At 63.6% G+C, this 21,578-nt stretch carries 24 protein-coding genes; 13 read left to right on the top strand and 11 right to left on the bottom strand.

The window, feature by feature from the left end:
* Positions 1–42: 42 nt before the first annotated feature.
* Positions 43–1,269, bottom strand: a complete 1,227-nt coding sequence (locus tag AC1D1L_RS23170) for an amidohydrolase/deacetylase family metallohydrolase (RefSeq protein WP_477343779.1) — start codon at positions 1,267–1,269, stop codon at positions 43–45.
* Positions 1,270–1,298: 29 nt separating this feature from the next.
* Entirely contained in the window at positions 1,299–1,664 is a 366-nt protein-coding gene (locus AC1D1L_RS23165; protein WP_112562601.1) for a RidA family protein, read from the bottom strand.
* Between the two features lie 187 nt (positions 1,665–1,851).
* On the opposite strand from AC1D1L_RS23165, the gene AC1D1L_RS23160 reads away from it, so the two are divergent.
* Positions 1,852–2,337 (top strand): hypothetical protein, encoded by a 486-nt coding sequence (locus AC1D1L_RS23160; protein WP_477343778.1) that lies wholly within the window; start codon positions 1,852–1,854, stop codon positions 2,335–2,337.
* 43 nt (positions 2,338–2,380) lie between these two features.
* On the opposite strand, the gene AC1D1L_RS23155 is transcribed toward AC1D1L_RS23160, so the two are convergent.
* Positions 2,381–2,635: a DUF982 domain-containing protein gene (locus AC1D1L_RS23155; protein WP_436261350.1), complete on the bottom strand. Its 255-nt coding sequence runs from the start codon at positions 2,633–2,635 to the stop codon at positions 2,381–2,383.
* Between the two features lie 152 nt (positions 2,636–2,787).
* Positions 2,788–3,018: a hypothetical protein gene (locus AC1D1L_RS23150; RefSeq protein ID WP_477343777.1), complete on the bottom strand. Its 231-nt coding sequence runs from the start codon at positions 3,016–3,018 to the stop codon at positions 2,788–2,790.
* A gap of 152 nt (positions 3,019–3,170) precedes the next feature.
* Here AC1D1L_RS23150 and AC1D1L_RS23145 point away from each other — a divergent pair, with 152 nt between their 5' ends.
* From AC1D1L_RS23145 to AC1D1L_RS23135, 3 genes are all read left to right on the top strand, one after another.
* Positions 3,171–3,812, top strand: a complete 642-nt coding sequence (locus AC1D1L_RS23145) for a glutathione S-transferase family protein (protein ID WP_477343776.1) — start codon at positions 3,171–3,173, stop codon at positions 3,810–3,812.
* 136 nt (positions 3,813–3,948) lie between these two features.
* The gene (locus AC1D1L_RS23140; RefSeq protein WP_477343774.1) at positions 3,949–5,451 is read left to right on the top strand and encodes a helicase HerA domain-containing protein; all 1,503 of its coding nucleotides are present in this window, start codon (positions 3,949–3,951) and stop codon (positions 5,449–5,451) included.
* Between the two features lie 129 nt (positions 5,452–5,580).
* The gene (locus AC1D1L_RS23135; protein ID WP_477343773.1) at positions 5,581–6,546 is read left to right on the top strand and encodes a hypothetical protein; all 966 of its coding nucleotides are present in this window, start codon (positions 5,581–5,583) and stop codon (positions 6,544–6,546) included.
* Positions 6,547–6,624: 78 nt separating this feature from the next.
* On the opposite strand, the gene AC1D1L_RS23130 is transcribed toward AC1D1L_RS23135, so the two are convergent.
* Entirely contained in the window at positions 6,625–7,068 is a 444-nt protein-coding gene (locus AC1D1L_RS23130) for an SRPBCC family protein (protein ID WP_477343772.1), read from the bottom strand.
* Positions 7,069–7,476: 408 nt separating this feature from the next.
* Here AC1D1L_RS23130 and eglC point away from each other — a divergent pair, with 408 nt between their 5' ends.
* The 3 genes from eglC to AC1D1L_RS23115 are packed head-to-tail and all read left to right on the top strand — an operon-like array spanning position 7,477 to position 12,000.
* A complete protein-coding gene (gene eglC, locus AC1D1L_RS23125; protein ID WP_477343771.1) occupies positions 7,477–8,901 on the top strand; it encodes an endo-1,3-1,4-beta-glycanase EglC in 1,425 nt (474 codons plus the stop codon).
* Positions 8,902–10,674, top strand: a complete 1,773-nt coding sequence (locus AC1D1L_RS23120) for a type I secretion system permease/ATPase (protein ID WP_477343770.1) — start codon at positions 8,902–8,904, stop codon at positions 10,672–10,674.
* A gap of 6 nt (positions 10,675–10,680) precedes the next feature.
* Positions 10,681–12,000, top strand: a complete 1,320-nt coding sequence (locus tag AC1D1L_RS23115) for an HlyD family type I secretion periplasmic adaptor subunit (RefSeq protein WP_477343900.1) — start codon at positions 10,681–10,683, stop codon at positions 11,998–12,000.
* Here AC1D1L_RS23115 and AC1D1L_RS23110 read toward each other — a convergent pair.
* The 3 genes from AC1D1L_RS23110 to AC1D1L_RS23100 form a co-directional block, all read right to left on the bottom strand.
* Complete coding sequence (locus tag AC1D1L_RS23110) at positions 11,987–12,298, bottom strand: type II toxin-antitoxin system RelE/ParE family toxin (protein ID WP_477343769.1); 312 nt, start codon at positions 12,296–12,298, stop codon at positions 11,987–11,989. The genes AC1D1L_RS23115 and AC1D1L_RS23110 overlap by 14 nt on opposite strands.
* Complete coding sequence (locus AC1D1L_RS23105) at positions 12,295–12,573, bottom strand: type II toxin-antitoxin system ParD family antitoxin (protein WP_352585811.1); 279 nt, start codon at positions 12,571–12,573, stop codon at positions 12,295–12,297. Before AC1D1L_RS23105 ends, AC1D1L_RS23110 begins: the two co-directional genes overlap by 4 nt.
* A gap of 92 nt (positions 12,574–12,665) precedes the next feature.
* Entirely contained in the window at positions 12,666–13,655 is a 990-nt protein-coding gene (locus AC1D1L_RS23100; RefSeq protein ID WP_477343768.1) for a GlxA family transcriptional regulator, read from the bottom strand.
* Positions 13,656–13,890: 235 nt separating this feature from the next.
* Between AC1D1L_RS23100 and AC1D1L_RS23095 the strand changes: the two genes are divergently transcribed.
* The 4 genes from AC1D1L_RS23095 to AC1D1L_RS23080 all read left to right on the top strand — a co-directional run bounded on the left by AC1D1L_RS23095 (position 13,891) and on the right by AC1D1L_RS23080 (position 17,471).
* On the top strand, positions 13,891–15,039 hold the full coding sequence (locus tag AC1D1L_RS23095) for an amidohydrolase (protein WP_477343767.1): 1,149 nt from the start codon (positions 13,891–13,893) through the stop codon (positions 15,037–15,039).
* A 137-nt stretch (positions 15,040–15,176) separates the two neighbouring features.
* Positions 15,177–15,488 (top strand): hypothetical protein, encoded by a 312-nt coding sequence (locus AC1D1L_RS23090; protein ID WP_477343766.1) that lies wholly within the window; start codon positions 15,177–15,179, stop codon positions 15,486–15,488.
* A 196-nt stretch (positions 15,489–15,684) separates the two neighbouring features.
* Positions 15,685–16,560, top strand: coding sequence for an alpha-1,2-fucosyltransferase (locus AC1D1L_RS23085; protein ID WP_477343765.1), 876 nt, complete (start codon positions 15,685–15,687; stop codon positions 16,558–16,560).
* Between the two features lie 41 nt (positions 16,561–16,601).
* Positions 16,602–17,471, top strand: coding sequence for a glycosyltransferase family protein (locus tag AC1D1L_RS23080; RefSeq protein WP_477343764.1), 870 nt, complete (start codon positions 16,602–16,604; stop codon positions 17,469–17,471).
* On the opposite strand, the gene AC1D1L_RS23075 is transcribed toward AC1D1L_RS23080, so the two are convergent.
* From AC1D1L_RS23075 to AC1D1L_RS23065, 3 genes are read right to left on the bottom strand one after another with little or no spacing between them, the layout of a single operon-like run.
* The gene (locus AC1D1L_RS23075) at positions 17,468–18,280 is read right to left on the bottom strand and encodes a cytochrome P450 (RefSeq protein WP_477343763.1); all 813 of its coding nucleotides are present in this window, start codon (positions 18,278–18,280) and stop codon (positions 17,468–17,470) included. The two genes, AC1D1L_RS23080 and AC1D1L_RS23075, sit on opposite strands and share 4 nt — an antisense overlap.
* Before the next feature lie 47 nt (positions 18,281–18,327).
* Positions 18,328–18,669, bottom strand: coding sequence for a hypothetical protein (locus AC1D1L_RS23070; RefSeq protein ID WP_477343761.1), 342 nt, complete (start codon positions 18,667–18,669; stop codon positions 18,328–18,330).
* A 13-nt stretch (positions 18,670–18,682) separates the two neighbouring features.
* The gene (locus tag AC1D1L_RS23065; protein ID WP_477343760.1) at positions 18,683–19,351 is read right to left on the bottom strand and encodes a hypothetical protein; all 669 of its coding nucleotides are present in this window, start codon (positions 19,349–19,351) and stop codon (positions 18,683–18,685) included.
* 199 nt (positions 19,352–19,550) lie between these two features.
* On the opposite strand from AC1D1L_RS23065, the gene AC1D1L_RS23060 reads away from it, so the two are divergent.
* Both AC1D1L_RS23060 and AC1D1L_RS23055 read left to right on the top strand, forming a co-directional pair.
* Positions 19,551–20,549, top strand: a complete 999-nt coding sequence (locus AC1D1L_RS23060; RefSeq protein ID WP_477343759.1) for a hypothetical protein — start codon at positions 19,551–19,553, stop codon at positions 20,547–20,549.
* 246 nt (positions 20,550–20,795) lie between these two features.
* Positions 20,796–21,236, top strand: a complete 441-nt coding sequence (locus AC1D1L_RS23055; protein WP_477343758.1) for a hypothetical protein — start codon at positions 20,796–20,798, stop codon at positions 21,234–21,236.
* Positions 21,237–21,578: the final 342 nt, after the last annotated feature.

Raw genomic sequence — 21,578 nt, 5'->3', positions numbered from 1 at the left:
GCCCTGCCGGGCATCTCCCCCACGAGGGGGGAGATTAGCCAATCAGCCACGCCCGAAATGCCGTGCCGCAACCTCAACATGCGTATGCGGCGCATGCGGCTCGAACCTCTCGGTCTCATTGAAATCGGCGGCTTCGTTCGGCCACCAGACACCACCGACAACGATGCCGTCAGAGGTGAGCCGCTGATCGGCGATCAGTGCTGCGCCGACGGCATCGACAAAGGTGAAGCGGCCGGGGCGCAGCCTGAGCACCGCGACATCGCCGACGCCGCCCACTTTCAGCGTGCCGAGCTCCGGCCTGGCGATCGCCTCGGCCGGCCTTTGCGTGGCGGCGCGCAGCACGTCGACCAGCGGCATGCCGAGCGCCATCAGCTTCGACATGCAGACCAGTATGTCGAAGGCGGGACCGTCGACGCAGTAGAGATGGACGTCGCTCGAGATGACGTCGGGCGCCAGGCCTTCGGCCAGCATGGCTTTCGCCACCGCAAAGTCGAACGAGCCCATGCCGTGGCCGATGTCGAAGATAACGCCGCGTTCGCGCGCCAGATACATGTCCGGCCGCACGGCGCCAGAGGCGAAGACCGGTGCGTTGGGGAATGGGCGGAAGCAGTGAGTAAGGATATCGCCCTTGCGCAGGCGCGGCAGCACTTCGGAGCGACCGGGCGGCGGCTCGTCTATATGCGCCATCAGCGGCAGGCCGGCCTGGTCGGCGGCTTCGAGCGCGAGGTCCACCGGCGCAATGCCGCTGGTGCCGCCGGCATGCTTGCCGGAGCGCACTTTTACGCCGACGACGACATCGGCGTGCTCGCGCACCGCCGCCACCGTCTCGCGCGGCTCGCAGAGCCTCAGATCGCTGCATTCGCCGACCGACACCGTCTGCGAAAAGCCGAATATGCCGGCAAAGGAGATGTTGACGTAGGCCAGGATGCGCACCTTCGAGCGCTCGATGACATGGCGGCGAAAGCCGAGGAAATTGCCCGCACCCGCGCTGCCGGCGTCGATGAAGGTCGTGGTGCCGCTCTTGGCCGCCAGGCGGTCGGCATCGACGCCAAGCGAGGTACCGCCCCAATAGACATGGCTGTGCAGATCGGTGAGGCCGGGCGTGACGATGCAATCGCGGGCGTCGACGACCTGCGTGGCGTGCTCGGCATCGATGGCGGCCTCGATGGCCGCGACGCGGCCATTGGCGATGGCTACATCGCGCACGGCGTCCAGGCCGGAGGCCGGATCGATCAGGCGGCCGCCCTTGATCAGGAGATCGAACTGCATCGGCGCCTCCGCTGGTATTTATCTACTGATCAAACCGGCCGGTAGGCGACGGCTTCGACCTCGATCTTGATGTCGATCATCAGCCGCGATTCGACCGTGGTGCGGGCCGGCGGGTTGCTGGGAAAATGTTTGGCGTAGACGGTGTTGAAGGCGCCGAAATCGCGCGCGTCCTCAAGCCAGACCGTGGTCTTGACGACATCGTCCATGGTGCAGCCGGCCAGTGCCAGGGCTGCCTTCACATTCTGCAGCACCTGCTCGGTCTGCTCGGTAATGCCGCCCTTGACTACGATGCGGTCGGCATCGACCGGAACCTGGCCGGAGATGTAGACGAAATCGCCGGCCCGCACCGCCGGCGACAGCGGCACATGGGATGTTCCAAAACACTGCTTGGGCAAGGGAAAACTCCTGTTCAGACTTGGCGGATCACGCCTGCGGTTGCGTTTCAGCCGACCGCTCTACGCCTCTCCCCATGATCCTCATAGGGGGCTTTTGGGAAAGCAAGATTTTTCCAGATGCGTGTTGCTTTATCGGGGGCCGGCCAGCATCTTGCGCCTCGCATTTTCCCGACAGGAGATTTTTTAAATGACCTTCGACAAGAATCCGTTTCCGGAAGGCGATGCCGATCGTTACGCGCTGTGGGAAATGCTGGTGCGGCGCGACATCGACGCCTTCATCGGTCAGGACTGGTCGATGGTTGAGGATGATTTCATCGCCGACAGTTTTTTCGGCATGCATGCGCATTTCCTGAGCGATGCCGACGCCTGGCGGCTGCAATTCCCGAGCCTTGCCGTCTATCGCGACGAGTGGCTGCGCCAGGCCAAGGAGACGGCGGCGACCAAGTTCGCCGAGCCGCTGCGCGAAGCCCTGTTTCGCGTCACCAACATGCGCGACATCGATGTCGATGGCGACCGCGCGGTGCTGCACAAGAAGTTCAACGGTTCGGTGACCAAGGCCGACGGCAGCGTCGACCGGCTGAAGTGGCAGACGCTGTATTTCTGTAGGAAAGTGGCGGGGCGCTGGAAGATTGCCGGCTTCGTCGGCTACATGCCGCATCCCCTCGGAAGCTAAGGCGCGCTGCAGTATTGCAGGGTTTTCCGGACTATTCCCGGAGCTAATGCCGGCCTTCGCGGACGAACACGTTCGCTTCCCGGGCTGCGGCGGTGAAGGCGCGGCGCGCCGTGCCAACCGCTCGGCGCTGCTCCATCGCATCCATCATCGCTTTCAACGCGGAGCGGTATTTTGGCCCACGCTCTTCGTCCGGCCATCCGTCGACCAGCAGGGAGGCTGCCTGGACCGTTCCGGTAACGGTCAGGCCGCTGCCTTCGCTTTCGATGGTCACGGGAACGTCGAATTGTTCATTGCGCATTGACGCTACTCCTGGAACTCAACTCTTTGTTTTGACGCAATTCCCAAGGGAAAGCGCTACGCGCTTTTCCCGGGAAAACCGCTCACACTTTTCCTGGAATTGCTCGACCTTGAAGAAGTCAGAAACGGCGCAATGCTCGTTTCGTTCCAGCGTCACTGCTTGCGGTGGTCGAATACGACCGCCATGGTCTTACCAATTGCCGCCATCACGATCAGTTCGACCAGATCGTCGTCGCTGTCGACGCAGCCTGGATCCATGCGGCGGATTGCGTCGAGCGCCGCCCTGGTCGAGACGGTATCGCCGGCGCGGAATTTGGAAAGCGCAGAGGAAACAAGATTTTGAGCTGTCAGATCGATGACAGGTACGCTTGCTACAACGTTCATTGGCTTCCTCCTGCCAAGAACCCTATCCCACAGGAATGATACGCCGAACGGCGATTTCCGCCAGCGGAATCGTGGTCTGACCAGATTGCGGAGGGGGCACGTTTGCGTGTTTGATAAGGTCGAGCCAACAGCGTCTAGGAACCAGCCCGAACATGAAACTGTACTTCAGCCGCAATCCCAATCCGCGCCTCGCGGTTGCAACGGCGCGTCATCTCAGGGTCGAGGTCGAGTTTGAGTTCGCGGCACCCATGGCGCCGGGGCAGGCCGAGCGGTTCCGACCGCTCAATCCTAATCTTACCCTGCCGACATTGGCATGGCTGGGCGGCAGCCTCTGGGAAGCCGACGCCATAGCCTGCCTGCTGTCGCGCGAGGCGGGTTCGGATTTCTGGCGCAATGGCGACGACCAACCCGACATGATCCGCTGGCTGAGCTGGGGCAAGGAGAATTTCGTCCGGGCCTGCGACACCGTGCATTTCGAGCGCGGCACCAAGCAGCGCTACGGGATTGGCCCGATCGACCAGGGCAAGGTCGAGGAGGGAACGGACGAGTTCCGCAGGGCGGCAGGGATTCTCGAGGCCGAGCTTTCCCGACGGCAGTGGCTGGTCGGCAGCTCACTTTCCTATGCCGATTTTCGCATGGCGACGTTCCTGCCCTTCAACGATGTCGCCGGCCTGCCGCTGGGCGACTATCCCTCCGTCTTGGGCTGGTATCGCAGGCTTGAGGCCATCGACGCCTGGCGCGATCCCTTTGACGGGCTGGATGCGCCGCTTTTGCCGCCGGTGAAGCCGGTCTAGCCAGCTTTTCAACCGACCAGGCCGGCCAAGTGTGGCGCTTTGGCAGCATAGGTGTGGAACACCGGGCCTGTTGCCTCGGCGCGCTCGACGGCTTGCGGTCAGGTTGATAAGCCCTCTCCTCAAGGAGAGTCGTGACATGACCGTAGCCATCGAGATGGGACAGACGACGGCGGGTGCGCCGGCGGCGCTCGACCTTGAGGAGCTGCTGGCGACGCGCCTTCTGGTGCAGGGCAATTCCGGCTCCGGCAAATCGCATCTTTTGCGCCGGCTCTTGGAGCAGAGCGCGCCCTGGGTACAGCAGACCATCATTGATCCCGAAGGCGATTTCGTCTCGCTGGGCGACCATTACGGCCATCTGGTGATCGATGCCGAGGAGCATACGGAGCGCGGCCTGCAGGCGGCCGGCGAGCGGGCGCGCATCCACCGCGTCTCCACCGTGCTCAATCTCGAAGGGCTCGACGCCGAGAACCAGATGCGTCGCGCCGCCGCCTTTCTTGGAGGCCTCTTCGAAGTCGCCCGCGAGCACTGGTACCCGATGCTGGTGGTGGTCGACGAGGCGCAGCTGTTCGCCCCGGCGGTGGCCGGCGAGGTGTCCGATGAAGCGCGCAAGCTCTCGCTCGGCGCCATGACCAATCTGATGTGCCGGGGCCGCAAGCGCGGCCTTGCCGGCATCATCGCCACCCAGCGGCTGGCCAAGCTCGCCAAGAATGTCGCGGCGGAAGCCTCAAATTTCCTCATGGGCCGCACCTTTCTCGACATCGACATGGCGCGCGCGGCCGACCTTCTCGGCATGGAGCGGCGCCAGGCCGAGGCGTTCCGTGACCTGGAGCGGGGGCACTTCATGGCGCTCGGGCCGGCCCTGTCGCGCCGTCCGCTCGGCGTGCGCATAGGCCAGACCGAGACAAGCCCGCGCAACGGAACGCCACGGCTGATGGCGATGCCGGAGGCAGCGCTTGAGGACGCCCGTGCGATCATCCTGGCGGCGCCGCCACCCGAGACGATGCGCGCACCGCGCCGGGTGGCATCGCCCGACCTGCTCGACCAACTGATGGCGGCCAAGTCTGCGGCGTTGGAAATCCGCCCCGAACCGGCGGAACCGGCGATCAGCGCCGAGGATATGGCCGAGCGCCGAGAGCGGGTGGACCGTGTCCTGCGCGCCATCCTGGCGCAGCCCGACGCGGGTTTTCGCGTCATCGGCGTGCTCTACCAGGAGTTCGTGGTCCGCTGCCGCATCGAGGGCCTCGCTTCGGTGGTGCCGGACCTCTCCGAATTCCGCCGCATGCTGACACGCGCCCGCGCCGGGCTCGGCGCTGATATGGCAGGCGATGACGCCTGGCAGGATGTTTCCGTCCGCGCCTCGCTGCTGCCCGAGGACATGCAGGGCGTGTTCATGATGATTGCGCGCGCCGCCAAGGAGGGCTGGCCGTGCCCGAGCGACGCGGCGATCGCGCGCGCCTACGGTTCGCACTCGCTGCGCCGCGCCAGGCGCCTGCTCACCTATATCGAGGAGCAGGGTCTCATCGTCTGCCAGCTCGACGGCACCGGCCGCCGCACGGTGACGCTGGTCGAACTCGCCTGGGCAACGGCGCCCGGCGACCCTAATGCCGCGGAGGCGGAGCAGGGCAGTTTGGCGCTGTGATTGCGGGCGCTTTGGGCAGCCTGGCCTCATCGCCTATGTAGGCGGTTCTGAACAAGATGTGTTTCGCCGATCGGCGCGCGACGAATTATGATTGTTTCTGAGAATCGCAGAACGGTTCGGGCGGGAGGGTTGCGGTTGAAATCTCTGGCTGTCTTTGTCCTCGGCATCCTTGCCGTCGCTGTCATCGCGATCACGGTGTCGGCCCGGTCGTTTGCCGCGCCCTCCGATATACCGGATTGGTTGCAGGCCCATGTCGGCGATGGCGACGGCGAAATCTCTCAAGTGGTGCTGGAACGGGCGCGCGCGCTTTATCAGAAGAAGGTGTCGCAGGGCGCTGTCCACAATGGCTGCTATTTCGCCATGGACGCCACGCGTCCCGGCGATCTCGGCGGCGGTGCGTTGGGGCGGCGCTACTACGTCATCTGCGAAGCCAAACAGTCGTTTCGCGCGATTTCGTCAGGGCATGGCGGGGGCCGCAATCTGAAGGGCGTCGTCGATTTCTCCAACGGGAAACGCTGTGCGAAAAACTTCGGCAATGCCCTGGACTCGTCCTTGACGATGGGCGGCGCCTATATGACCAGCGAGGCAAAGACGTCATTCAAGGGTTTCTATCGCGTCGGCGCGAAGCAGGATCAGATTCTGCAACGCACCTTTATCCAGTTCGACGGCGAGGGTGAGACGGCGAATGCCAGGCAGCGTGTGATCGGCGGCCATGCGGCGCGGCTCTTGCGCGGCATGTGCCTGCGCAAAAAGTCGAACAGTTCCTACGCCGACCATGACGGCTTTGTGCCCTACGGCAAGCTGGTCGATTACGCCGGCGGCCGCAGCAATGGCTGCACCAGCTGGTCGCCGGCCGATGCGGAGCAGATCATTTCGATGGTGAAGGGCAACCCGACGACGCTCTACATTTATCCCGAATCGCGCGACATCGCCGCCGTTGGCAAATCCGGCACCTACTGGAACGCGTCCTGCCTGAAGGCGATCGGCAAGCCGAAATTCTGGCCGCGCCAGCGCCTCGAGCCGATCATCGCGCAATACAAGAAGGACAACCCGCCACCGCCGCCGCAGCCGCTGCCGATCTGCAGCGGGCCGTGAGGCGATGAGAGCTCGGCTCGGCATTGTCGCGGCGCGGGCTGGGCCGCGCCGCCGTCGATTGCGATGGGGTGTGCGGCTCTACTGATTGATCTCGGGTTCCACGAGCTTTGCCAGGTTCCTGAGCGACTCCTGCCAGCCGAGATAGCACGCCTCGGCCGGAATGGCGTCCGGAATGCCCGCCTGCGTGATATTGAGTTCCGTGCCGACCGACACTTTCTTCAAGGTCACGGTCACCACGATCTCGCCGGGCAGATTGGGATCGTCGAACCTGTCGGTGTAGCGCAGGCTTTCGCCGGGAACGAGCTCGAGATATTCACCACCGAAGGCGTGGCTGTCGCCCGTGGTGAAGTTGCGAAACGACATCTTGAAAGTGCCGCCGACTTTCGCATCGAAGTGATGAACCGTGCAGGTAAAACCGTTCGGCGGAAGCCATTTCGCCAGTGCATCGGCTTCAGTGAAGGCACGGTAGACCTTCTCCGGGCTGGTCGTCAGAACGCGGTGCAAACGTACGGTGCTTGGCATGTCTTCGGTATCCTTTGTGGTTTCGTTGGTCGATGCCCCAAGGACGGGTGAACTTCATCCCGTCCGACACAGCCTGTCAAATTTTTTGGGCCGTTTGCTTGCAGCCATCCGTCCCGCGATTTCGAGCCGCCGCTTCGGACGTGCAGCCACGGCGCGACGGAATGCCTGCATCATTGACACTCTGCCTAATATTTTGGCACAAATTTCGCAATATTTATTAAAATTGGCAAAGTCTCTCCTTAAAATTGTATTAGGATCATCTTATTATATTCGGCCTGACTGAGTGACTATCTTCCTCGTGTACTATAGGATGATTCCCAGGATCCATCGATTAATCTAAAAGTTGATCCGAAGTGATCGCTCGAAGGTTGTCGAGCGACCAAGGCGCCACGTGCAAGGAGTGTCCGAATGACCACCGTCCTGAACGCCAAGGGGATTGCCCTTCCCTACACCGGCGCTTCCACCCACTGGTTCTCCGCGGCCGGAGGCGCGCCTTACCTCTACGGCACCTCGGGCAACGATTCCTTCTGGGGCGACACCAGCGTCAAGGTCACCATGTATGGCGGCGCGGGCGACGATTATTACCATCTCTATTCGACGATCAACAAAGCGGTCGAGACCTACGGCGCGGGCGTCGACACGATCGACACCTGGATGAGCTACAAGCTGCCCGCCAATTTCGAAAACCTCGTCGTCACCGGCAGTGGTCACTACGCCTTCGGCAATGCGCTGGACAACATCATCACGGGCGGCTCCGGCAGCCAGACGCTGGACGGCGGCAAAGGAAATGACGTGCTGATCGGCGGCGCCGGCGCTGACACCTTCATCGTCACCAAGGGCAACGGCAGCGACCTGATCTCCGATTTCGACGCAACCGACACCGTGCGCCTCAACGGCTACGCCTTCACTTCGTTCGAGGCCGTCCAGGCCAATATGGTCCAGCTGGGATCGAACGTGCAGCTCAACCTCGGCTCGAGCGAGGTGCTGGTGTTCAACAACACCACGATCGACAAGTTTCAGCCCGCCCAGTTCGAGCTGCCGATCGACAAGACAGGCATGACACTGTCTTTCAACGACGATTTCAACACGCTGAGCCTGTGGAACGGCCAGAGCGGCACCTGGGATTCCAACTTCTGGTGGGGCGCGCCGAACGGCAGCACGTTGACCCAGAACAACGAGCTGCAGTGGTATATCGACGCCAATTACGCGCCAACGAGCTCGGTTCATCCGTTCAGTGTGGCAAGCGGCGTTCTCACCATCACCGCGGCGCAGACGCCGGCGGACATCAAGCCGCTGATCAACAATTACGAATACACCTCCGGGCTCCTGACCACACACGACTCCTTCTCGCAGACCTATGGCTATTTCGAAATGCGGGCCGACCTGCCCGAAAACACCGGGGCCTGGCCGGCTTTCTGGCTGTTGCCGGAAGACGGCTCATGGCCGCCGGAGCTGGACGTCGTGGAAACGTACGGCCAGAACCCGAACCAGCTTCTGATGACCGCGCACACGAATGAGACGGGGCAGCACACCACGGTCGGGTCGACGGTGAATGTCTCGAACACCGATGGCTATCACACCTATGGCCTGTTGTGGACGCCGGACAAGCTGGTCTGGACCTATGATGGCGTACAGGTCTCGGAAGCGGCGACGCCGTCCGATATGAACAAGCCCATGTATATGCTGGTCGACCTTGCGATCGGCGGTCAAGCCGGCGCGCCACCCGACCATCTGGCGACGACCGCCCAGATGAAGATCGACTATATCCGCGCCTACACGCTGGACGATGTGCAGCAAAGCCATCTGAGCGCAACAGGGGAGCACGCGGTCTAGATGTCGCGCGACCGCGCGCCGCTCAGGGATGCGGCCATCCGGCCCGGCCTGCGCCCGGTCTTCCTGCACGCCATCGCCGATATCGGCGTCTTCTCGTTGCTGATCAACATCCTGCTCCTGGTGATCCCGCTCTATCTGCTGCAGGTCTATGACCGGGTGCTGCCTTCCTCCAGCGTCGAGACGCTGATTTATCTCTCGGCCATGGCGGTCGTCGCACTCGCCTTCCTCGGCCTGCTGGATGCGGTCCGCGCCATTTATGCGCAGCGTATTGCGGCTACCGTCGACCAGAAGCTCGGTGCGCAGACATTTTCTGCCTCGCTTGGCGCCAGATATGCCGGCAGCGCGCTGTCGCCGCTGAACGACCTTGCCGCGGCCTGCGCCTTCATCAGGTCACGCGGCGTGGCGGTGCTGTTCGACCTGCCCTTTGCGCCCGTCTTCCTCGCCTTGCTCTATTTCATCCATCCCGTCCTGTTCTGGCTGACGCTCGCCGGCGCCGTGCTTCTGTTTCTTCTCGTCGTGGCCAACCAGCTTGCCATCGGCAGGAACGATGCCATGTCGGCGGAACGCTCTGCCGTGGCCACCCAGGCGGAGCAGGCCTTTGCCCGCAACATGGACACGTTGCGCGCCATGGGCATGGTGCAAAATGCCGCCGCGGTTTGGGGGCGGCACGTGGCCGAAGCGCTGACCCTGCACGACCGTTCCGGAAGCGCCAACGCGATCTTCAGCGCGACATCGCGGTCGCTGCGCATGATGCTGCAGCTGGCGATCCTCGGCGCCGGCGCGTGGCTGGTGCTGCAAGGGCAGATGACCGCCGGCATGATCTTCGCGTCCTCGCTGGTGTCGTCGCGCGCGCTGCAGCCGCTCGACCAATTGATCGGATCCTGGCGGCAGATCGTCGACGCCAGGCGATGCTGGAAGCGGCTGGACGCCGCGCTTGCGGCGCGACCGGCGCAAGCGCGCAAGCTTGCTCTGCCCGATCCGTCCGGTGCGATTTCGGTACAGGATCTTTTCTTCATCGCGCCGAATGCGGCTTTTGGCACGGAGCCCATCCTCAAGCGGCTGAATTTTGCCATCCGCGCCGGCGAAGCGGTGGCGATCGTCGGCCCGAGCGGCGCCGGCAAATCGACGCTGGCGAAACTGCTTGTCGGGGCACTGCAGCCGACCGGCGGCGCGGTCAGGATCGACGGCGCCGACCTGAGGAGCTGGGACGAAACCCAGCTTGGAAGGCATATCGGCTATCTCCCGCAGGAGGTGGAGCTTTTCCCCGGATCGATCGCGCAAAACGTCGCCCGCTTCGACCCCGCTGCCGATGACGCAGCGATCGTCGAAGCGGCCAGGCATGCCGAGGCACATGAATTGGTGCTTACGCTGCGCGATGGCTATCAGACCATGATCGGCCCATCGCATACCGTGCTGTCGGGCGGCGAGCGCCAGCGGATCGGGCTGGCGCGCGCCTTCTACGGCAATCCACGCATGCTGATATTGGACGAGCCCAACGCCCATCTCGACGGCAGTGGCGAAACGGCGCTCGAGGTGATGCTGTCGGCCGCGCGCGGCGCCGGCGTCACGGTGCTGGTGATCACGCATCGCCCGTCGATCGCGGCGGCCTGCGACCGCGTGATGGTGCTTCGCAACGGCGCGATCGAAGCCTTCGGCCCCGCGAGCGAGGTGCTGCGGCAATCGGCGACCGGCAAGGGCGTTGCCGGGAACGCGGTGGTGACGGGCTCGTTCGTGCCGACCGCGCGCCCGCACAGCGTCCGCTTCGGATCATAGACAATGATGCAGCAGAGCAGCCTTGCCTTCGAAAGCCGACCGCGCACCGACTTCCGGCGCACGGCCGTTGTTGGCTACGCGGCCATAGCGCTTTTCGCCGGCTGCTTCGGCTATTGGGCGGCGAGCGCTCCGCTCTCCGGCGCGGTGATCACGTCCGGCACGATCTCGGCGACTGGCGGCAACATCCTCATCCAGCACCCCGAGGGCGGCATCATCGAGCAGTTGCTGGTGCATGAAGGCGACCGCGTGCAACAAAGCGAGCCGCTGGTCCTCCTCGACCGCACGGCGGCCGAGGCCGACCTCAACCGGCTGACCAGACAGTCGATCGCGCTGAGGGCAAGTGCTGCGCGGCTGGAAGCGGAGCGCGACGGATCGGACAGGCTGGCGCCAATCACCGATGCAGCACCCGCGCCGTTCCAGAGCGATTTCGACAATCTGGTGCGCGAACAACAAAAGGAGTTCGACGCCAGGCTCGCCCGGTTCCGGTCCGAGCAGTCGATCCTTGCGCAGCGCGTAGCCATGCATCACGAGTCGGCACTGGGTCTGGACGCGCAGAAACTGGCCATCCAGCAACAGGCCGACATCGTGAAGAAGGAGCTCGGCATCAAGGCCAGGCTGCTCGACAAGGGCCTCACCAACCGCAGCGAATATTCGCAGCTTCTGCGCAGCGAGGCCGATCTGGTCGGCCAGGCCGGCGCGCTGGAGGCGGACCTTGCGGCGACCAAGACGCAGATCGTCGAAGCCCAGGCGCAGGTCGAGCGCGCGACCACGCAACGTGTCGAGGACGCGCTGACCAAGCTCGACGAGGTCCGCACCAAGCTGGCCGACATCGGCGAACAGATCACAGCGGCTGAGGCGGTGCTAGGACGCACGACGATCAAGGCGCCGGCAGCCGGTATCGTGGTGTCGTCGACCTATAATTCCAAGGGCAGCGTGATTGCGCCGGGGCAGAAGATCATGGAGATCCTGCCCACCGCGTCAGGCCTCATCGTCGACGCGAAGCTGCGGCCGAAGGACGTGGATCTGGTTCGCGTCGGCCAGCCGGCGAAACTCAGATTGTCGGCCCTCAACGCGCGCCTCACGCCCGAGGTCCCGGCGACGGTGACCCAAATCTCCGCCGACCGGCTGATCGATGAAACCACGCACGAGGCCTATTTCCGCGCCAGGCTGAAGATCACCGACACGCTGCCGCAGGGGGTGAAGGCCGGGCAGCTTTACCCGGGAACGCCGGTCGAGGCGTTTATCAGCACCGGCGACCGGACCTTCTTCGAATATCTGGCGCGGCCGATGCTGGATTCGTTCGCGCGGGCGTTCAGGGAGCGGTAGGAGCCAGATCGTCCTCCCAGTTGGCGCCACCGTAAAACACCCGGAGAATCACCACCTGATCGTCGCTTATGGCGAAGGCCACAGTCAGCCGCTCGAAACCAACGATGCGAAGCCCCGGCCGCACGTCATCCCTTCGGGTTCCACGTTCCGAGGCGTAGTCAAGACCCAGGCAAAATCGCTCGATCCGCTCGATGTAGCGAATGGCAGTGAGGTTGCCGGACGCATGAGCGACCGCATCGTATATCCATAGCAGGTCCGCCTGGGCTTCCGGCAAAAAGACAACATGCCGGCGCTTCACACGTCCCCCTTGAGGCGGGCGTGATGGGCGCGGATGCTGTCAAAAACCTGGTCGGCCGGGATGGCCTGGGAGGGGTCTGCCTTCCACCTGTCATAGGTCGGCACGACCTCCTCGCGCAGCCAGCGCTCCACGGCGGCGTCGCGTTCCTGCAATGCGCGAAGACCGGCGCGGATCACTTCACTGCTGGTCGCGTATGTGCCCGACTGAACGAGCTGGTCGATAAAAGCGGCCTGCTCGGCCGGCAAACTGAAGGTGCGTTTTTCAGTTGCGGACATGGTTGTGCTCCTATCAGAGTTGGTATGATATTATCATACCGGTGCTGGGATCGCATCTGGAAATCTGACACGGCATAGTTCTGAACATGCGCCTATGGGCCGCTGCTACCGGCAGAGACACCGGACATTCGGCCGGGATGCCTGAGATGGGTTGGCGTGATGCCGGTCTGCTGGCGGAAGACGCGGCTGAAATGGCCAGCATTGGGAAAGCCGCAGCGGTAGGCGATGTCGCCGATCGCCAAGTCGCTCCCTTCCAGCAGCGACTTCGCTTGATGCACGCGCAGCGCAAGATAGGCCGCCATCGGGCCGATGCCGAGCTCGGCGCCGAACAGCCGCTCGAGCTGGCGCCGCGATAAATTCAGCCGGCTCGCGATCTCGGCGACCGACAGCGTCTCCTGGAGATTGCTTTCCATCAGCAGCAGGGCCCGCTTCACGGCGCGGCTCGACGCCGCGGGAAAGAGGTCGCCGACGGGCTGCACGTCCCGGCTCGAGCGGATGCGGTCGAGCACCAGGATCTTGGCGGCTTTTTCCGCCGCCTTGCGGCCGATGAACTGCGAGACGAAATGGCCGGCAAGGTCGGCCGCACCGGTGCCGCCGGCGCAGGTCGAACGGCCGCGGTCGACGGAAAACAGGCTGTCGGCATGGGCGTTCACGTCAGGGAACTGGTTGCGGAAATCCTTGATGTGGAACCAACTCACGGCGGCGCTGTAGCCGTCGAGCAGGCCGTAGCGCGCGAGCACGAAGCTGCCGGTGCAGAGTGCCGTCAGCGGCACGCCCTTTTCGGCGGCCCGCAACAGGAAGGCCTCCTTTTCGGAGCTCAGGCTGCGGTTGGTGTCGAGCAGGCCGCCGACCACGACGACATTGTCGAACTCCTCCGGATTGCCCATCGCCTTGGTCGGCAGCAGTTCGACACCGCAGCTCGCCCGGATCGGCAGGCCGCGTTCGCCGACGATCTCCCAGTCGAACTCGATCCTGCGGCTGCGGTCGCCCTCATCGCCGGCCAGCCGCAGCGTGTCGATGAACAGCGACAGCGGCGACAGCGTGAAGTCGCGAACCAAAAGAAACGCAAACCGCCTGGCCATTGTATTCCCGGAAACCGCTCCTCGGCTGGATTTGGCTATTGTCGCTGATATCTACGGTTTGGCACAGGCGTGCGCGTCATACTCGTCAGGAGCGGCCGCAGGATGTCGGAGATGAGATTGATGACCACAGCGCAACGATGACATACGGATGGACTAGCGGAATTGATCGGCATGGCACGGCGCGAGAAAAACCCTATCGTGTTTGAGTGCCGGCAAGCCAAGCGGAGCCCAGACCATGACCCTGACCAATCGAGACATCGTCGAGCTGACGGCGTGGCGGCGCAAGCTGCACCGGCAGCCGGAAATCTCGAACGAAGAGGAAAGGACGGCCAAGGAAGTCGTCGCCTTCCTCGCCGATACCGGTCCGGACAAGGTGCTGACCGGCCTCGGCGGCCATGGTGTCGCGGCGGTCTATGACAGCGGCAACGCAGGGCCGACAGTGCTGTTCCGCTCGGAGCTCGACGCACTGCCGATCGAGGAGCTTTCGGGCGTCGACCATGCCTCGCAAGTGCCGGGAAAATCGCATATGTGCGGCCATGACGGCCATACCGCGATCCTCGCCGCACTCGGTCGCCAGCTTGGGCGCGAGAGGCCGGCGCGTGGCCGTGTAGTCTTGATGTTCCAGCCGGCGGAGGAGACCGGCAATGGTGCTGCCGGCGTCGTCGCCGATCCGCGCTTTGCCGAGATCGCGCCGGATTTCGCCTTCTCGCTGCACAATCTGCCGGGCGTGCCGTTCGGCGAGGTGCGGCTGAAACCCGGCGTGGTCAACTGCGCCTCGCGCGGCATCCGCATCGTGCTGGAGGGCAAGACCGCGCATTCGTCCATGCCGGAAACCGGCGTGTCGCCGATGCCGGCAATCAGCCAGCTGATGCCCGCGCTGCCGGCGCTCGGGCGCGGCACCTTTGCCGATGACGATTTCAGCATGGTGACCGTCACCCATGCGACGATGGGCGAGGCCGTGTTCGGCATCGCGCCCGCCCACGCCGAGGTCTGGGCGACGCTGCGCACAAGGCGCGACGAGCGCATGGCGGAACTGGTCGCGGCCGCTGAAGTGCTTGCCGCCAGGATCGCGGTCGAGCATCGCCTGTCGGTCCGCTGCGATTACCACGAGATCTTCGTCGCCAGCGTCAATGCACCGGACGCGGTGGAGCATCTCAACCGCGCGCTGGACGAGGAAGGGGTCGCGCGCAGCGAGGAGGCCCTGCCGATGCGCGCTTCGGAAGATTTCGGCATTTTCGGCCACAAGGCGAAGTCGGCGATGTTCTTCCTCGGCGCCGGCGAGCGCACCCCTTCGCTGCACAATCCCGACTATGATTTTCCCGACGACCTGATCCCGATCGGCTCGAAAATCTTCATGCGCACGGCGCGCAAGCTTTTGGGCTGAGCGGCTGTGCGAAATCCGCACGCCGAAGCTGCCTTTTTGCGGCTCGAATCATCCTGTAGTCGCCGCCCTAAATTAGGAGGGGCTTGCGGATGAGGATTGCAGTGGTCGTCGCGTTGACCGCGACAGTGGCAGGATGCGTGAGTTCTCCGGTCCAATACGGAGCCTCGCTGTCGCCGCAGGATCCGAAATGGGCGACGCCGGAATGCCAGCAGGCCCGCACCGATGCCATGAACTACGATGCACGCGAGAAGGGGCAGCCGGGATGGGGCTTCGGCGTGCTGCTTGGGCCGTACAGCATGGGCCTCGTCGCGGCAGCCAAGGAACATCAGCAGCAGCAGCGAAGGCTGCTTGCCCGCCAGGTGCATCTGCAGTGCTCGAGCCTGCCGCTGCCGAAGGGTCTGGATTTCGATCCGCAAATCTACGCACCAAAGCCGGCGAAATATCCGTAGGGCTGGTCCACTATGCCTCAGGGCAGTAGCGCATGGCAGCGCCAGCCCCCTCTCTGGCCGCTGCGCGGCCACAGAGGGGGAGCGCCCTATGCGATTTGCCCTCTGCGGGCAGCTTTCCTGAAACTGTTCTGGACGGAGCGATCCTGAAAGAATATTCGCTCGGCTAACAATGGCCGTCCTTCGCGAAAGGGGTCCAATGCGGCACGTGCCCATCGTGATGCAACCGTTCGGTGGCCTCGCGAACAGAATGTTCCAATACATGTTTTGCCATGCGCTGGCCAAGCGCATACCCGGTGGCTATGTCTGCAACGTAGACTTGCCGGAATGGTCCATTGTCAGGGTGCGGCCGCCTTTGTTGTGGAAATACCGGCTGCTTCGGGTCGATGGCTATCACCGCTACGATCTCGACGGGACTGCCGCGACGTTCCGCGAAAAACGGGCGCGGAGCATCCGCTTCAAGGGCTTTGCGCAAAGGTTGGGCTATTATGACCGGGATGAGGTTTCCCGGCTGTTTGACGGACGCGCGATCGACGCGCCGACCTACGGCGACGATTTTCTCGTCATCCATGTGCGGGCCGGCGACATCCTGGAGGGCTTCCACCGCAACTACTGCCCGATGCCATTCGGGTTCTTTGAGACGCTCATCGGGGATAGCGGGCGCAAACCGGTCTTCGTCGGTCAGACCCATGACGACAACGATTATTGTCGGCGCCTGCGTCGGCGCTTTCCCGATGCTTTATTCACGCCGAAGATGTCGCCATTGACGGATTTCGAGACGCTGCGGCGGGCGAGTCATCTCGTCGCGGGGGTCAGCAGCTTCTCCTGGCTAGCCGGTTGGCTGTCCTCGGCGCGGACGATTGATCTTCCGGTGGCCGGCATCTTAGACCCGCGCGTCAGGCCGGATATCGACCTGCTTCCGGTTGACGACGCACGCTATCGGTTCCACCAGTTCGAGATGGGTGACTGGACGGGCTCTTCCGAACAACTTGCGGCCTTCTATGGCGATGCGATTCCGTTCCGGCGGGTCGAGCCTTGGGCGCTAGCCGAAGGAGCAGGGAAAGCGTTGCGATGAGAATTCCTTTTTCCGTCAGCAGGCCGGTGATCTGCGCGATCATGAAGCTGGAGCAGCCCTATGTGATCGAGTGGGTCGCGTGGCACAAGCTGCACGGCTTCGACCTGATGATCGCCGACAACTGCACCGCGGGACCGCAGACAGCAGTACTTTTGGCGTTGCGTGATGCCGGCTGGATCCGGCTGGTCGACTGGCGACACGATACGGTGCTGCCGCAGCGGCGGGCCTATTCCTATCTTTACTGGCAGGCATTGCTGCACGGGTACCGCTATCTCGGCTTCATGGACGCCGACGAGTTCCTAGAACCCCTCGACGGACCGCCCTGGAGCGGAGCGGAACTGGTCCGTTCGCTGTTGAGCCGGCCCGGCGTACGCAGCGTCGCCTTTCGGTGGGTGAATTTCGGGAGCGACGGCAAGGAGGCCTACGACGACGAACTTGTGACGGTGCGCTTCCAAAGGCGCGGCACTCATGACGCCCCGACCGCGCGCTGGAAGAAGTCGTTTGCCCGCGTCTCGTCGGTCCTGCGCAAGGCGCTGCGGGATCCGAAGCAGTTCATGCCGCACCCGCATGGCTTCCGAATCTCTCTGCGCAGGACACTGGTCGACGGCATGACGCTCGACAAGCACCCGGCCGCCATGCCGATGGAATGGAAGATTGGCTGGATCCGCCACTATGCCGTGAAATCGAGACAGGAATTGATTGACAAGCACGCCCGCGGCGGGGGGTTCACACCTTCGAGCGAGGCGCCGTCGCTCGAAGAGTATGGGGCGTCGAGAGATCAGAACGATATTCTCGATCAGCTCGACGACGCGACGGTCGCCACGTTGCGAGCGAAGGTCGCGGAAATCGTCGGATCGCTCGACCCGGCAGTCATCGACCAGACGCGGCCGCTGTTTGGGCAGCGCGGCTAGTTTAGCACAAGCGGCGCCGTGCTCATGCCGTGAAACGACATCGAAGCGCGGCGCTCGGCATTTGCGGCATTGAGCCGCCAGCCGGGCGCACGGGTGAACAGGGCTTCGATCATTGCCGCGATCTCGATGCGGGCAATATGCTGGCCGAGGCAGACATGCAGGCCGGTGCCGAACGTCATCGACATGGCCGGCCGGCGCGTGAGGTCCAGCCGGTCGCCATCCGGGAAGACGGCATCATCGCGGTTGCCACTGCCGAGCACCGGTACGACCGCTTCACCGGCTGCAATCCTGACCTCGCCGAGGTCGATATCTTCAGCCGCGATGCGGGCAACAGCGTATTGCACCGAGGCGCCATAGCGCAGCAGTTCGGCCGCCGCGCTGCTCCAGTCGACAACGCCGCGCTCGAGCAGCGCACGCTGCTCGAGGAAGCGATCCAGCGCGACGATTGCGTTGCCGAGAGCGTCGACGACGGTTTCCTGTCCGGCAAACAGCATGAAGACGATGTTGGCCACCATGTCCTCGCGCAACCAGCGGCCTTCCGTCACTTCGCGCACCATGCCGGCGACCATTCCGTCCGGCCGGTAGGCGTCGCGAGCCAGCCGCTCCTCGACAAAAGCCCGGCATTGGCGGTAGGCCTCGGCGCTTGCCGGCCCCGGCTGCTCTTTCCGCAAGTCGAAGGCGGTGGCCATACAGCAGGTCATCGATTTCAGTGCCCAGGGGTCCTCGATCTCGATGCCGAGGATTTCCTGCAGCAGCCAGAAGGACACTGGCACGGCGAGACCGGAAACGGCGTCGACGCGACCGTCCACCAGCGCCCGCTCTACCAGGTCGCGGCTCAGCGCACGCAGGCCCTGCGTCAGCGCCTCGATCGCTGGCCGCGAGAAAAGCCGGCCACCGGCCGGCGCAAGGCGCCATGCTGCGGCGGGTCGGAAAGCAGCACCGAGCGGCTGAGCAGAGCCATCGGAGCCTGGTCGACGAGCTTGCAGCGGACCTCCTCATATTTGCCCGGCGGAGCCTGCAGGAGAGCGGGATGCTTCAGCGCGCCCGACACCAGCTCATGGCTGAACACGTAGTGCGCGTCGGCAAGCTCTGGATAGGGCGCGATGCCGCGCGCGATTCCGCCGGCGGCGCGCATGCGGGTAAAATGCGGAAAAGGGTCGTCGCCGAGCGCGAACGGATCGAAATGCGGAGCTGTCATGACGGCTCGCATCTCATTTCCTGAGATCCTTGGCTGAAATGACCCGAAATCCCCCTGATGCTGGGTCCTGCGGGAAGAAATCCGGCATGACATAGAGGAACTCGCATTCAAGGGCGCGATAATGCAGGCGTAGCAGCGGATCCCGGATGATTTCTTCCAGCGGCGGTCTTGTGCCGGTCTCGTTCCAAAGGTCGATGGTGGCGCGGAACCTCGGGTCAGCCTTGACATGGTCATCGCCGTCGGCCGGGGAGCCGGCATAGGACGAGCAGCGGCCATCGCCGATCAGCCAGCGGGCGCCGAGGCGGTGGCCGTGGCGCTCCATCTCCTTCAGCAGCCGGATTGCCGTGTTGGAGCCGCGATGGCTGGGCCGGACGCACAGATTGTAGGCGTAAAGAGCGTGGACCGGCTCGCTGCGCGGCAGCGACGCATAGGCATCGAAATTTGCCGGGAAATCGGCGCGCACCAAGGGGTCCTGGCTGGTCTCGGTAAAGCAGATGGTGCCGGCAAGCACATCGCCGTCGATTGCTCCGAACATGGTATGTCCGAGTGCCAGCCGGTGGCGGATGGTTGTTTCGCTCGCCTGCAGCGGGGCGGCCCAGGCGGCAGCCTCAAGCTCCATCAGCAACGGCATGTCTTCCATGTCTAACTGGCGGATGGGTACCGCAACATTTTCTGAATTCATCTGTCGGCTGCCTCGACTTCTGGCGCTTTAGTGGCACATGGCAGTTTCTTGCCAATGCGGTTTGCAGCTTCACGGAAACGCCAACCAGTTCTATCTCCTGTCTGAGGCAATGCCGAAATGAGAACCATTTCACGGTTTCCCCAAATCTCTCTAATCATCACGGTTCCCCTTTGCAATTACATACGGATAATGGGATCGCATGATATTTTATGTGGCGCATAGCGAGCACGCCTACACCCAGGCAGTGGTGCTTCTTTATCACCGGACCGACCTGCAGGCGTCGCTCCGGCTGGTGCGCTATGAGGATGCCGGGCTGCTGCGCGGTGTTCGCGTCGGCGTGGTCATCTGGTCCGACATGGACCGGCTGACATCAGAGGAATTGAAGCGCGCAGCCGGCATCAGCGCCGAACTGGCAGACGAGACGGACCTGACGCAGCTCAATCACCCGACCGCCAGTCTGCAGCGCTTCGACCTGCTGCGCCTGCTTCACGCCGACGGCAGCAACTCTTTTCGTGTGTTCAGGCCGCACCAGCTAGAAGACCCGATACGCTATCCCGTTTTCATCCGTGACGAGGCGGGCGCCCTTTACGATGAGCCGCCGCTGCTGCACGGCCGCCCGGCGCTGGACGCGGCGATTGCCCGGCTGGACGGCTGCAATCTGGCGCGGCCAATGGTGGTGGAGATGATCGGCACGCCCTGGGCGGACGGCTACTACCGGAAATTCGCGGCCTTTCGGGTCGGCAACACTATCTATGGCCAGCATTGTGCCATGTCGAAATCCTGGTTCGTCAAGAACCCGGTTGGGCAGTTGCTGCCGGCGCATATCGAGGAAATCCGGGACTATATTGCGGCCAATCCGCATGCCGATACGGTCATGCAGGTCTTCGAAAAGGCGCGCATGCAGTATGGACGCATCGACTACACCTTCGTGGACGGCAGGCTGGTGGTGTTCGAGATCAACAGCAACCCCACCGTGCTCAGCGACCCGCCGACGCCGTTCGCCAGCTACGACCCCAAGCCTTTTGCCGACCTTCACGCCGGCGCGCTGCTCGCGCTGCCGCAGGTGAGCGCGCCGGACTCGCTGGCTGCTATCGATGCCGCCCACCGCGCGGCCCTGGCGACGTTGCGGCGCCAATACCAGGTGAGGCGGCTGAAGCTGATGCTGCGGAGGGTGCTTAAGAGGGGTAAAAGAAAATAGCGCTGCCCTAACGCTGCTCAACAATCCGCAGATACGCTACTGTCACGAACGGCAGATCGCCTAAACAGGGGTGCGCTTCGGGTGGCTGGTACCTCCGGCGTGGCAATCGACATATGCAGGCCCTCGTGCTGTGGCGGCTTCTCCTCGCCGGTCTGGAACCAAACCACACGCTAAATTGTTCAAGTTTGATTCGACGCCGACGAGCCCTGCCTGTTGGGTGAGCGGCGCTCTTGTGGAGCTCTCATCATGACCATCTCATCCAGCTTTCGTTCGCTTGCGGTTGCGGCCATCGCCACTGTTGCCGCCAGCGTTGCCAGTGCCGCGCATGCCGATAGCGGCACGATCCGCTTTGCCGTTTACAAGGCGGCCTTCTTCGTCGGCGGCTCCGGCGGCGAGGGCACGCTGACCTTCCATGGCCGCACCTATCCGATCTCGATCGGCGGCGTCTCGGGCGGTTTCGCCTTCGGCGTTTCCAAGACCTATTTCCGCGGCACCGTGCGCCACATCCGCAGGGTCCGCGATGCGACCGGGGTTTACGGTGCGGCGGGCGGTGGCGGCGCGCTCGGCAAGGGCGCGCAGGTGATCGTCATGACCAACGACAAGGGCGCCCAGCTCGAGCTCACGGGCCGGCAGGTGGGGCTGCAGGTGAATGCGGATCTCAGCGGGATGGCGATTTCGTTGAAGTAGGGGGCGGTCTGGGTCAGCAAACTCGCCTGGGGCGATGGCAATCGCGTAGGGCAGCGCCAGCCCCCCTCTCCGTCCCCTACGCGGCCACCTTGTATCTACACGAGAGAGATTTCGTGGGATTGAAGCGATTGAGCCAAGGTCCGGGCGGCCGCCCGGACCTTGGCTTGGCGAAGTCGCCCGTACCACCTGAGGTTACAGCCGCGGGAGAGCTTGGGATCTTCGCCTTCGTCACGCACGACCGAACAGTCGCTTGGTTCCAACCGTACGCACAAGGCAGGTTACCGTGAACAGGATCATTTGTGGAGTTGATGTTTCTAAGGATTGGCTGGACGTGGCTGGACG

The sequence above is a fragment of the Mesorhizobium sp. P2_D6 genome (assembly GCF_056404315.1).
Note: the sequence above shows the minus strand (reverse complement) of the source record. Positions and strands in the feature narration are given on the sequence as shown.

Bases quoted from the DNA above. Each gene is read 5' to 3' on its own strand.
- AC1D1L_RS23170 (WP_477343779.1), bottom strand. From the start codon at position 1,269: ATGCAGTTCGATCTCCTGATCAAGGGCGGCCGCCTGATCGATCCGGCC.
- AC1D1L_RS23160 (WP_477343778.1), top strand. From the start codon at position 1,852: ATGACCTTCGACAAGAATCCGTTTCCGGAAGGCGATGCCGATCGTTAC.
- AC1D1L_RS23155 (WP_436261350.1), bottom strand. From the start codon at position 2,635: ATGCGCAATGAACAATTCGACGTTCCCGTGACCATCGAAAGCGAAGGC.
- AC1D1L_RS23150 (WP_477343777.1), bottom strand. From the start codon at position 3,018: ATGAACGTTGTAGCAAGCGTACCTGTCATCGATCTGACAGCTCAAAAT.
- AC1D1L_RS23145 (WP_477343776.1), top strand. From the start codon at position 3,171: ATGAAACTGTACTTCAGCCGCAATCCCAATCCGCGCCTCGCGGTTGCA.
- AC1D1L_RS23140 (WP_477343774.1), top strand. From the start codon at position 3,949: ATGACCGTAGCCATCGAGATGGGACAGACGACGGCGGGTGCGCCGGCG.
- AC1D1L_RS23130 (WP_477343772.1), bottom strand. From the start codon at position 7,068: ATGCCAAGCACCGTACGTTTGCACCGCGTTCTGACGACCAGCCCGGAG.
- eglC (WP_477343771.1), top strand. From the start codon at position 7,477: ATGACCACCGTCCTGAACGCCAAGGGGATTGCCCTTCCCTACACCGGC.
- AC1D1L_RS23120 (WP_477343770.1), top strand. From the start codon at position 8,902: ATGTCGCGCGACCGCGCGCCGCTCAGGGATGCGGCCATCCGGCCCGGC.
- AC1D1L_RS23115 (WP_477343900.1), top strand. From the start codon at position 10,681: ATGCAGCAGAGCAGCCTTGCCTTCGAAAGCCGACCGCGCACCGACTTC.
- AC1D1L_RS23105 (WP_352585811.1), bottom strand. From the start codon at position 12,573: ATGTCCGCAACTGAAAAACGCACCTTCAGTTTGCCGGCCGAGCAGGCC.
- AC1D1L_RS23100 (WP_477343768.1), bottom strand. From the start codon at position 13,655: ATGGCCAGGCGGTTTGCGTTTCTTTTGGTTCGCGACTTCACGCTGTCG.
- AC1D1L_RS23095 (WP_477343767.1), top strand. From the start codon at position 13,891: ATGACCCTGACCAATCGAGACATCGTCGAGCTGACGGCGTGGCGGCGC.
- AC1D1L_RS23085 (WP_477343765.1), top strand. From the start codon at position 15,685: ATGCGGCACGTGCCCATCGTGATGCAACCGTTCGGTGGCCTCGCGAAC.
- AC1D1L_RS23080 (WP_477343764.1), top strand. From the start codon at position 16,602: ATGAAGCTGGAGCAGCCCTATGTGATCGAGTGGGTCGCGTGGCACAAG.
- AC1D1L_RS23070 (WP_477343761.1), bottom strand. From the start codon at position 18,669: ATGACAGCTCCGCATTTCGATCCGTTCGCGCTCGGCGACGACCCTTTT.
- AC1D1L_RS23065 (WP_477343760.1), bottom strand. From the start codon at position 19,351: ATGAATTCAGAAAATGTTGCGGTACCCATCCGCCAGTTAGACATGGAA.
- AC1D1L_RS23060 (WP_477343759.1), top strand. From the start codon at position 19,551: ATGATATTTTATGTGGCGCATAGCGAGCACGCCTACACCCAGGCAGTG.
- AC1D1L_RS23055 (WP_477343758.1), top strand. From the start codon at position 20,796: ATGACCATCTCATCCAGCTTTCGTTCGCTTGCGGTTGCGGCCATCGCC.